General features: G+C 59.7%; 4 protein-coding genes. All 4 read left to right on the top strand.

What is annotated here, in order from left to right:
• Positions 1–450 precede the first annotated feature (450 nt).
• The 4 genes from ACA068_RS22740 (at position 451) to ACA068_RS22725 (ending at position 11,874) form a co-directional block, all read left to right on the top strand.
• Positions 451–2,157 (top strand): ShlB/FhaC/HecB family hemolysin secretion/activation protein, encoded by a 1,707-nt coding sequence (locus ACA068_RS22740; RefSeq protein ID WP_497304941.1) that lies wholly within the window; start codon positions 451–453, stop codon positions 2,155–2,157.
• Positions 2,158–2,233: 76 nt separating this feature from the next.
• On the top strand, positions 2,234–2,731 hold the full coding sequence (locus tag ACA068_RS22735; protein ID WP_497304939.1) for a DUF4810 domain-containing protein: 498 nt from the start codon (positions 2,234–2,236) through the stop codon (positions 2,729–2,731).
• A gap of 9 nt (positions 2,732–2,740) precedes the next feature.
• Positions 2,741–11,605 (top strand): two-partner secretion domain-containing protein, encoded by an 8,865-nt coding sequence (locus tag ACA068_RS22730; RefSeq protein ID WP_497304937.1) that lies wholly within the window; start codon positions 2,741–2,743, stop codon positions 11,603–11,605.
• Positions 11,602–11,874 carry a colicin immunity domain-containing protein gene (locus tag ACA068_RS22725; RefSeq protein WP_497304935.1) on the top strand — a complete coding sequence of 91 codons (273 nt, stop codon included), beginning with the start codon at positions 11,602–11,604 and terminating at the stop codon, positions 11,872–11,874. The genes ACA068_RS22730 and ACA068_RS22725 overlap by 4 nt, the downstream gene beginning before the upstream one ends.
• Positions 11,875–12,350: the final 476 nt, after the last annotated feature.

The following is a 12,350-nucleotide window of genomic DNA, read 5'->3' as shown; positions in this document are numbered from 1 at the left end:
CCCCCTTCGAAAGTGACGTCATGGTCGCAGCTGCTGTTTCCGAGCGGGCTGTATGGCAGGAATGATCACGAAAGGTTTGGGTGCTCCGATGCCCTTTGACGGGCTCTGGTGTGGGGCCTGCCGGAGAGGCTGGTAGCGAGCGGTGGAGTGTGAGTGCGGTGTTTCCTGTAAAGGGCTGCGCTCGGACAAAGCCGTGTCATCTGAGCGCGACCAATGATGAACGCAAAAAAGTGTCGCCGAAAAACTTCCGGATGTTTGCGCACAGCCCTGAATGGTGAGCGCCATTCAATGTGAAATCATCTTGGGATATTTCCCACGATTTTGCCGGAAAGGTCTGATGTCGGGGCCGCTGACAGGTGGCTACTCTGTCCTGCTCAATCAAGGCCCGCTTGTTGGCCCTCTCACTTACGCCACCTTGATGACGTCGCCCTGTGCTTCGAAGGATCGAACATGCTTTCCCCCACCCTCATGGCGATGATGTTCTTTTTGGCGCTGTGCTTATCTGGCCTGAATCTGGCGCAGGCCGCACCCACACCCGCTGACATCGACTTCATCCATGAACGTCAGGATCGCCTGCTCGAGGAGCAGCGTCGACGTCTAGAAGAGCTCAAGGAGTTACCCGGCAAGGCAGCGAAATCGACCCAGTCAGCTGCCTCCGCCGACAGCCGCTGCTTCCCCATCCAGGACATCGAACTCCAAGGCGCCGACAGTCTCTCCTATAGCGAGAAAAATCGCCTGCTCAAGCCTTACATCGGCCGATGCCTGGGCGTCACCCAGCTCAATGAGTTGCTGAAAGTCATCACCGATCATTACCTCGAAAAAGGCCTGGTCACCAGTCGTGCTTACTTGCCGCAGCAGGACCTGTCTGCTGGCCAACTAAAGGTGTTGGTGGTTGAGGGCCATCTGGAAAAGTTGCAGTCCGCCGCGGACTCTGGTCTGTCCCCACGCGAGCTGGCCATGAGTTTCCCGGGGCGCGAGGGTGAGTTGCTCAACCTGCGCGATATCGAGCAGATGGTTGATCAGTTGAACCGCTTGCCGTCGAATCAGGCGCAGATGGAATTGGCCCCTGGCCAGGCCGTCGGCGGCAGCGAGGTGCTGGTCACGAACTCCCTGCAAAAGCCCTGGCGTGTCGGGTTGTCGCGCAGCAACGACGGCCAGAAAAGCACCGGCGAGCAGCAGTGGAGCACGACGTTCGATTGGGACAGTCCGCTAGGGCTGGCCGATCAGTTGCTGCTGCGTGGTGGCCACGATGCGCTGAGCGATCACCAGCACACGTCCAACAACGCGATGCTTTATTACAACCTGCCGTGGGGCTGGTGGAACTTCAGCTACAGCTACAGCCAGAGCGAATACCGCTCCCAGGCGCAAGCCAACGGTTTTAACTTCAAGCAGACCGGCGATAGCCAGAATCACCAGCTGCGTGCCGAGCGGGTGATTCATCGCGACGCGCTGAGCAAGACTTCGCTCAGTGCCGGCCTGACGACCCTGCGCAGCAATAACTTCATCGAAGACAGCAAGCTCGACCTGAGCAGCAACCGCCTCAGCGAAGCGCAGTTTGGTTTCAACCATGGCCGCCGTATCGGCAGTGCCTTCGTCAACCTCGACCTCGGCCTGCAGGACGGCATCGGCGCCTTCGATGCTCAGTCCAACGGTCATCCCGGTCCGGGCGAGCCGGATGCGCGTTACCGCAAATACACCGCGACCCTGAGTGTCTTGCAGCCGTTCAAGCTGTGGGGTGAGTCCTTCAGTTTCAGCAGCCTGATGACCGGCCAGCACAGTGAAGACGTGCTGTTCAGTCCGCAACGCACCAGCCTCGGCGGCCTGTCGTCGATTCGCGGATACCAAGATCAAGCCTTGTCCGGCGACAGCGGCGGTTACTGGCGCAACGACCTGCGCTGGAGCCGTCCAGTGAGCCTGGAATGGCTGCGCCCGGTATTCGCCGAATACGGCGTCAGTCTGGGCTACGACCAAGGCGTGATTCAGCACGACCGCTACAACGGTGACCAACACGGCCGGGTCTCCAGCAACTCGCTGGAACTGTTCGCCCGCGGCCAACACTTGGCCGCCAGTGTGACCTTGGCTCACTCCCTGGAACGCCCAGACGCGCTGACCGAGCACGAAGCGCCGATCTATTTCAGCCTGAGCGCTTTCCTGTAAGTCGCTGATTGAGGTCGGCGCTCGCGGTACCTGAAGCCATACAACCAATAAGAACTAGAGATAAAGGACCATTCACATGATGGGCAATACATCGAGAACGTGGTGTCTCGGGTGGGGCGTACTGCTGACGGTCATGACCCTGACGGGCTGCAAACAAAAACCGGAGCGCCCCCCTGAGAACAGTTATTACCCTCCAGCGCATCTGCAATTCCAGGAAGACGCCGCACAGGAGCAGATCGAGGCTTTGGAGGCAGACGTGGAGGACATCAAGGCGCAAGGCGGTGTGGTGCCGCCCGGTTACTACGCCCAGCTTGGCCTGTTGTATTTCAGCTTGGGAAAAACCGAGCAAATGCGCCAACGGCTCAAGGCAGAACAGGATGCTTTTGCAGACGCCACAGCTTACATGAACGACCTGCTCAACAACACCAAGACGGCGGAGCCTCCTGAGCCGCTCGATACGCCAAATCCGCCCGAGGCGCGGATTGAAACCCCGGCGCGGACCGATGTCAGCCTTGAGCGGTTTTCTTTCGTTTACGCCTTTCCTCGCGGCAACGCCCGGCCCCTTATTTTTTGAGAGATGCACATGGACGTTCGTCAATTTGCTTTGCTGGTTCGCCAACCCTCTGCCGCGTTGTTGCCCCGAGAGCAATTCCTGGGCATACCCAAGCGCGGCTTGGCGTTCCTGCTGGCTAACGTCATGTTCTGGCAGCCCATCTGGGCCCAGGCCGATGGCATTGCCATCAGTGGTCCCGGCACGTCCCTGGACCAGGCCGGCAATGGCGTACCCATCGTCAACATTGCCGCACCGAATGCCAGCGGTCTGTCGCACAACCAGTTCCAAGACTACAACGTCGGCGCCAACGGGGTCATTCTCAACAATGCCACGGTGCGCACGCAGTCGACGCAGCTCGGCGGCATCATCCTGGGGAACCCCAACCTCAACGGGACAGCGGCGCAAATCATTCTGAACGAGGTGAACGGCGGGCGCCCGAGCCAGCTCAACGGCTACACCGAAGTGGCGGGGCAATCGGCACGCGTGATTGTCGCCAATCCGTATGGGATCAGTTGCAATGGTTGCGGTTTCATCAATACACCACGCGTCACCCTGACCACCGGCAAGCCGGTGCTGAATGGCGTCGGTGGTCTCGATCACTATCAGGTCGATGGCGGCAGCGTGACGGTTGACGGTGCGGGACTGAATGCCAGCAACGTCGACCGCTTCGAGATCATCACCCGCTCGGCCAAACTCAACGCCGACCTGCAAGCCAATAATCTGGCGATCATTGCCGGGCGCAACGACGTCAACGCCGAGACCCTCAATCCCACGCCACGCCCCCCTGACGGCAGCGCACCGCCAGAGTTGGCGATCGACAGTTCGGCGCTCGGCGGCATGTACGCCGGGGCGATCAAGCTGGTCGGCACCGAGGCCGGTGTCGGTGTGCGTTTGGCCGGCAACCTCGCCGCCAGTGCCGGCGACATTCAATTGGATGCCAACGGCCATTTAACCCTGGCCCAGGCCGCGTCGGCCAATGCTATCACCGTCAAGGCAGCGAGCCTCGACGCGCAGGGGCCGGTGTATGCCGGTAGCTCGCTCACTGTGCAAAGCCAGGGCAGTTTGAGTAACCAGCAAAGCCTCGCCGCGCGAGACCACATCAGCCTGAGCAGCGCGGGTCAGCTAAGCAACAGCGGCATCATCGAAGCCGGCGTGAATGCCGACAACAGCCGCAACACCAAGGGCGACGTCAGCCTGTCCGCACAAAACCTGCGCAACGCTGGCAGCGTGGTTGCCAGTCGCAACCTCGACGTCGCGGTGAGTCAGGGCGTCGACAACCGCGGCGGCACCTTGAGTGGACAAAGCCGTACCCAGCTCAGTGCGACGACCCTGGACAACCGTCAGCAAGGACGATTGCTCAGCAGGGACAGCCTCACACTGAACGCCAACCAGGTGTTCAACCATCAAGGCTTGATCAACAGTCGTGGCACCCTAGCTACGCAACTGGGCTACCTGGACAACAGCGGCGGCACGCTGAGCGCGTTGTCGGCCCTGAATATTCAACTCGACGGCGCCCTGAACAACCTCAACGGGCTGATCAGCAGCGAGGGTACGCTGACGGTCGGTGCGGGTAGCCTGAACAACCGCCAAGGCAGCCTGTCCAGTGCTGGCCTGCTGAGCCTGAACAGCCGCGGTGCAATCGACAACCAGGGCGGGCAGTTGGTGACGGACGCTGGCCTCGACCTGCACAGCGCCCGCCTGGACAACAGCCAGTCCGGCTCCATCAGCAGCCAGGGCCCGCTGCGCCTCACGACCGGGCCCCTGGACAACAATCACGGGGGGGGCCTGACCAGCAGCAACACCCTCGACCTGACCGCCACGCAAGTGACCAACCAGGACAATGGTCGTATCGCCAGCGACCAGGCGTTGACCGCCAGCGTCACCGGCCTCGACCAGCAAGGCGGGTGGCTGTTCAGTAACAACAGCGTGAGCCTGAACCTCAATCACGGCCAGTTGAACAACCAGAACGGCCTGATCACGGCCCCGCTCCTGGTACTGAGCAATCTGAATGGGGTCAATAACCAAGGCGGTGAAATCTCCAGCGCCCAGGCGTTTACCTTGGCGGCCAATAGCCTGAACAATGACGACGGTCAGTTGCTGAGTAATCAGCCCCTAACCCTGCGCATCAGTCAGGCGCTGAGCAACCTCAAAGGCCTGATCGCCGCCGCGGCACTGGATGTACAGGCTTCCAGTTTGGACAACACCGGCGGCACCCTGACCAGCCGTGGCAACCTGAACCTCCGGGTCAGCGGTCTGCTGAACAACCAGAACCAGGGGCTGATCAACGCCACGCAGCAACTGACGATCAATAGCGCCGCGCTGAATAACCAAAATGGCGGCAGCCTGCTTGGCAGCGCCATTGCCCTCGATTTTGGGGCGGCCGCGGGCGATTTGAACAACGCCGGTGGTTTGATCACCAGCAACGGCCAACTGTCGATCCAGCACCTGCGTGATTTGAACAACCAGGGCGGCGAGATCTCCAGCCAGCAAAGTTTCTCCCTGACCGGTCGTGACCTGGATAACCGCGCCGGCAAGTTGATCAGCAGCCAGCAACTGAACGTCCAAGGCACAAGTCTCACCAACCAGAACGGCCTGTTCTCGGGCTGGAACCGCCTCCAGGTGAGTGCGGCTGAGCTGGACAACCGCAACAACGGCACGCTCTCCAGTCGCAACGGTGACCTGTTGCTCGATGTCAGCGGCAGCCTGCTCAATAGCAGCGGCGGTGCCGTGGTTACCCAAAAGCAACTGACCCTCCACGCCGGCGATCTCGACAACAGCCAGGGTGGCATTCTCTCCAGTGGCGGCAACCAGACCCTGTCCGTTGCCGGTCTGCTCAACAACCGCCAAGGCGGCTTGATCGACAGCGGCGGTGAGCTGACGCTACAAACCACCACCCTCGATAACCGCAGCGGTACGCTCAACGCTCAGCAGGCGCTCGCCGTCACGGGCACGGCAGTGGACAATAGCCAGGGTAGCCTGATTGGCAACGGTGCCGTCAGCCTCACCCTGTTGCAAACACTGATCAACAGCAACGGCAAACTGGCCAGCGCCGGGCCGTTGCAACTGAGCGCGCAGCAGGTCAATAACCAGGGCGGTCAACTGGTCAGCCAAGGCTTGCTGACCCTGCTCACCGGGGGCCTGGATAACCGTAATCGCGGCACCGTCGCCGCCAATAATTTATTGACCTTGACCGCCACGGGCACCGTGGACAACGGGGCCGACGGCCTGATCTACAGCCAACAGGGTGATGTGAGTCTGCGCGCTGCCAGCCTGGTCAACGACCAGGGCACGCTGCAAAGCCAGGGCGCGCTGACCCTGGCGGTGACCGGCGATATCGATAACCAGCGGGGACGTCTCCTCGCCCAGGACGGTGAGCTCACCCTCAATGCGGCGAATCTCGACAATCAGGGTGGCGTTTTGGCCAGCCTGCACGCCACCCTGACCGCCACTCTGAGCGGCTGGCTGCGCAACGGCTTGGACCTGCTTAACCAGCAGGGCGGGATCACCCAGGCCGAGCGCCTGAACCTCACGGCACTGGCCGGAATCGACAACCAGGGTGGGCGCATCGCCGCGCAAGCGGGTGATGTGAGCATCAGCACTGGCAGCCTGGATAACCGCAGTGGCGGTCTGTATGCCGCGCAGCGGATCAACGTCAGCGGCACCGACCTGGATAACCGCAGTGGGCAGATTGCCGGGCAACAGATTGACCTGAGCCTGGCCGGGGCCTTGAGCAATGCTTTAGGCATCGTCGAAAGCGACAGCACCCTGAGCCTCGGCGCGGGCAGCGTCGACAACCAGCATGGCCAACTGCGCGCCCTCGGCACCAGCGGTGCCACGGTATTCCAGATCGGCGGCCTGTTCGACAACCGTAATGGTCGCCTGGAAAGTGCCAACACTGATGTGAGCTTGGCCCTCGGTGGCTTGTTGAACACCGACGGCACCCTGCTGCATGTTGGTACCGGCACTTTCGACATCGCCACGGCCAACGTCATCAATGCCGGGGGCAGCCTGATTACCCGTGGTGGTCTGACCCTCACCGCCGACAACTGGACCAACAACAGCATCATTCAGGCCGGGCGGTTGAACGTTAACGTCAACCACTTCACGCAAACCGCCAGTGGCCAACTGCTGGCCGCCAACAGCCTGGTCGGCACGGGCATGAGCTGGAACAACGACGGCCTGATTGCCAGCGACGGCAGCCTCGATCTGGGGGTGAGCGGGTTGTACAGCGGCAATGGGCGCCTCAGCAGCCTGGGCGATTTGAGCCTGTCCGCCGGGCAACTGGAGCTGGCCGAGCCCGCGAGCATCGCCAGTGGGGGCGACAGCCTGATCACCGTGGACGGTCTGCTGAGCAACCGCGGTCGACTGACCTCAGCCGCCGACCTGACCCTGAGCGCCGGCGGCGTAAACAACTATGGCACCTTGGGCAGCGGGCAAGACCTCACGCTCACGACCTCCACCTTGCTCAACGATCACGGGCTGATCTTCAGCGGCTGGGACATGGGCCTGCGGGTGGGCTCGCTGACCAATAGCTACGCCAGTATTTATAGCCTGGGCGATCTCGCCATCGACCGTGATGGTTTTGGTGGCTGGGCGACGAGCATCGTCAACAGCTCCGGCTTGATCCAGAGCGACGGCAGCTTGAGCCTGGCGGCCAGCACGATTCAAAACATCCGTGCGCTGTTGACCGTGAGCACCGGCGGCATCTACACCGCCAAGATTGAACAGATCCAGTGCATCGAGACCGTTAACGCCGGTGACTGCAGCGGTAAGCAAAACCGTGTCTGGGAGATTACCCAGCGCGACAAGCTCGAGGTCACCGCCGCCAGCGCCGCGTCCAATATCACCGCCGGCGGCAACCTAACCATCAACGGTGGCGATCTGCTCAACGCCAGCAGCACTATCGCCACCAGCGGCAACTTCACCGCCACGCTGAACAACCTGAGCAACACAGGGGTGGAAACCTCCGACACCGAAACTGTGCGTGTATTTATGACCGAGCGCTCCCGGGGCGATAGCTGGTCCGGTCCCGCGCAAGACTTTACCGATCGCTACTGGTTCGAAAGCAGCGGCTATGACGCCAACAACCTCGGCGGCCTTGAACAGGCGATGGCCAACTTTATCGGCACCACCGAACGAGAGTGGACGCAATTTGGCCGGACCACGCAATTGGCCACGGGTGATCAGACCTACGCCGCAATCATTCAGGCAGCGGGCAACGTCAGCATCACCACGCAAAACAACTTCGACAACAGCGTGGTGCGCGGTGGTTTTGACTACGTCGGCAGCGGTCCGCGCACTGATACCACGACACCCAACAGCGAGTTCTCCACCCGCATCACCCTGAACCAACAACTACCGCCGGATTTGGCACAACAGCAAGTCAACCCGTTGGCCCTGCCAGGTTTTGAGCTACCCACTGGGAAAAACGGCCTGTTCCGTCTCAGCGGTCAAGGCAGCACTCAGGGGGATAGCGGTCCCACCAGTTGGAACCTGAGCGGGGCCAGCGTCGGTTCGGCTCAGCGTCAGCAAGATGTGCCAGGTACCTCAGGCCGTGACGTCAACAGCGGCACGCCCGCCACTCCGGGCATGACTGGCCCATTGAGTGTGGCCAAGGTCCAAGGCCTGCCGAGCATCCAGGGGCATTCCAATCCGCATAAATACCTGATTGAAACCAACCCGGTGCTCACCGATCTCAAGCAGTTCATGAGCTCGGACTATTTGTTGGGCAACCTCGGTTATAACCCGGACGACAGCGCCAAGCGTTTGGGTGATGGCTTCTACGAACAGTCGCTGATCCAGCAAGCGGTGGTTGCGCGCACCGGTCAGCGTTTTCTCGATGGTTTGACCTCCGACGAGGACATGTTCCGTTACCTGATGGACAACGCCATTGCTAGCAAGGACGCCCTGCACCTGTCGCTCGGCGTGTCCCTGACCGCCGAACAGGTCGCCGCGCTGACCCATGACATCGTCTGGATGGAAACGGTGGTGGTCAATGGCGAAGAAGTGTTGGTGCCGGTGCTGTACCTGGCCCAGGCCAAGAACCGCCTGGCCGCCAACGGTGCGTTGATCATGGGCAAGGATGTCAGCTTGATCGCCGGCAAAGACTTGAGCAACGCCGGTACGCTCAAGGCCAGCAATAATCTGGCGGCGATGGCCGGTAACAACCTGATCAACAGCGGTCTGGTGCAGGCCGGTAACCGCCTGGACTTGCTGGCTGGCAATGACCTGACCAACAAGGCCGGCGGCATCATTGCTGGACGCGATGTCAGCTTGACCAGTATCACCGGCGACATCCTCAACGAGCGCACGGTCACCGGCTACGACAGCAGCAATGGCTTTAACAGCCAGCACCGCGATTTCGTCGACAACGCCGCGCGCATCGAAGCCGCCAATGACCTGACCCTTCAGGCGGGACGGGACTTCAGCAATATCGGCGGAGTGTTGCAGAGCGGGCGCGATACCCGCATCACTGCCGGTCGTGACGTCACCCTGGGGTCGGCGACAGCGATCGACAGCAACACTTACGGCAGTCATAACCGTGACCTGAGCATCAGTCAAAACGGCTCCAGTCTTGACGCGGGTCGTGACCTGGCGATCAGCGCCGGACGCGACCTCGCGCTCATTGCCAGTGATATAAACGCCAAGCGCGACCTGGCCCTCTCGGCGGCGCGAGACCTCACCGTGGCCTCGGCGGCGGACGAGGAGCACAGCTACAGCAAAACCAAAAAAGTCGAGGCTCAGGAAGACCACGTCAGCCAAGTTGGCTCCAATGTCACCGCCGGTGGTGATGTCCTGATGACGGCGGGTCAGGACTTGATGTTGATCTCCAGCAAGGTCAGCGCCGGTGACGAAGCCTACCTGGTGGCCGGTGGAAACCTGGAGCTGCTGGCCGCGCAGGACAGTGACTACTCGCTGTATGACATGAAGAAAAAGGGCGGGTTCGGCGGTAGCACCAAGACCCAACGTGACGAAGTGACCGATGTGAAGAACATCGGCAGCGAAATTACGACTGGTGGTGACCTGATCCTGGTCAGTGGCGGTGATCAACGTTACCAAGGCGCCAAACTCAACAGTGGCAACGATCTCACCCTCGACAGCGGTGGCAGTATCACCTTCGAAGCGGTGAAGGACCTGCATCAGGAGAGCCACGAGAAGAGCAAAGGCGATCTGGCCTGGAACTCCGCCTCCGGCAAAGGCAACACCGATGAGACGCTGCGTCAGAGCGCGCTGGAGCATCAAGGGCAACTGACGATCAAGGCGACCGATGGCTTGCACATCGACCTCAAGCAAATCGACCAGAAATCGGTGAATGAGACCATCGATGCCATGGTCCAGGCTGACCCAAATCTGGCCTGGTTGAAGGAGGCCGAGGCTCGTGGGGATGTCGACTGGCGCAAGGTACAAGAGGTTCACGACAGCTTCAAATACAGCCACTCCGGTCTCGGTGCGGGCGCTGTACTGGCGATCATGATCGTAGTGGCCGTCTTGACGGCCGGCGCGGCGAGCGCGGCGCTGGGCTCGGCAGCCAGCGCCACGGCCGGTTCTGGCACCGCCATGGCCGCTGCCGGCACCTCCGCTGCAGGAGCAGCGACTGCCGCTGGTTGGGGCAACGTCGCGCTGACAGCGGTGGCGACCTCGGCCGCCGGTGGTGCTGCCGTCAGTACGATCAATAACAAGGGCAACCTCGGTGCCGTCATCAAAGACGTGACCTCCAGTGACGCCCTCAAAGGGTACGCCATTTCGGGTATCACGGCGGGCATGACCGCTGGCTACTTCAATGATTGGACAGGCACCGCCACCGACCCTGTGACCGGCAAAATCACCACCAATCTCAGTACCTGGAAAGGGATTGGTCAGTTCGCGGCCAACCAAGGTTTGCAAAACGGTACCTCGGTAGCGATGAGCAAGATCATGGGGCAAGGCGGCGACCTGGGTGATGCCCTGCAAAACACGTTGTTCAATACCTTGGCGGCGGCAAGCTTCCATGCGGTGGGAGATTACGTTCCAGCTGCCGACGGTAGCCTGCAAAAGATAATGGTTCACGCCATGGTCGGTGGCCTATTAGCCCAAGTCAGCGGTGGCGACTTCAACACTGGGGCGCTGGCAGCTGGGGCTAATGAGGCCGTGGTGGCGGACCTCAATAAGCTGGTTCAAGGCAATCCGAACCTACTGAGCATGAGTTCGCAACTGGTCGGCTTGCTTGCCGCGTCTACACAAAGCGGCGCAGACGAAGACAGCCTTAAAACTGGGGCATGGGTCGCACAGAACGGCACCCAGTATAATTTTGGTGATCACCTGCCCCCAGGTTTGACCGAATATGGACAAGCGGCAACGACCCTTGTGGAGTACATGCAAAACCAGGGGGCTTCAGCCGAAGAGGTTGATCAGGTCGCACGAGCACTCGCGCAAGGCCAAGGATTTGAGGGCGTCCAGCCTGCGAACGAGTTCGTCAAGGCTTGGGGCGAATTCATGGCCGGACAGCTCTCTGGCTTAGGGTTAGCAGCCGTATTGGGGAAGGCCGGTTCGTGGTTTGCCAAAGGAGCAATCAATTCTGAGACAAAAGGTAGTAGTGTTGCTGAGGCCTTAACTGGCGTTACCCAGAAGCAGCTCGATAAAAAGTTCAAACATGCTTCTGATTTTGGAGTGGTGACTACAAAGAAAAATCCTGAAACACTTGCTCAGTATGAATCTGCGATCAAAACTCACATGGCATCCACTTCTACGTCTCAGCAAGGCACATACGGATTTGTAAAAGACTCCAAAGTGTTCTTTAATTCGACCACCAACAATGCTGTTGTGCTCGATGCGTCAGGAAATTTTGTTACGGGATTTAAGCTCTCGCCGGGAACTCAACAGCTTGATAACTTTATTAAAAATGGAGTTCTGCGATGAGTCTTACTATCTTGGAATTTTCAAGATCGTTTGTAGCGGGAAGGCTGACAGCCGAAATTTTTTCTGAGGCATATATTGAACTTTGGAAAATTGAGCGAGATAGGAATGTCCTTCAGCTCGATGAGCCTTCGTTGAGCGAGTGTTTGTCCAGCATTTTTTGTGCTGCGGACATGTACGAGCCAGATGAATCAAGGGAAGAGTATGAACTTGACGATGAAATGCTTAGATCTGAAGTCGCGAGTTTGGTGCAAAAGCTAGTCGCTGATTAGTTTGAAGGATGACATGTCACATGTTGCAGCTAGGAATGGTCTGAAGTAGCCATGTGGGTACTTCAGACCTTCCCTAGATCTCCAATCTGACCTTTTCTAAGGAAGCCCGTAATGAATGCTCAGCGCATCAGCAACGTTCGGACCTTGCTTGAGTGGCAATGGCTCTGCTTACATCGCCGAACAGACTCGACCATTTGCCCGATAGATTGGCTTGCAATCGGGACGGCACCGGTGGAAATAATTCGGCAGGAGCAATCTCTTTCCGCCCCCGATGTATTTTTTAGAAAAAATCTAATGCGAAAACAAGTCTGACACCGGGGGATTTGATTGCAGGGTACAACGAACACCGAGCAGGCCCTGAAAATGCCTTGCAGTAGTCGACCCACCATAATAACGGGGAAGGTTGATAGTGCTGAAGGATCGAGCGGCAAGCGAACTTGGTGAACGCCAGGGTAGTGGAGATGGCATATACAGAA

This window comes from Pseudomonas sp. LBUM1660, assembly GCF_059695935.1.
This window is presented reverse-complemented; position numbering and strand designations above follow the sequence as displayed.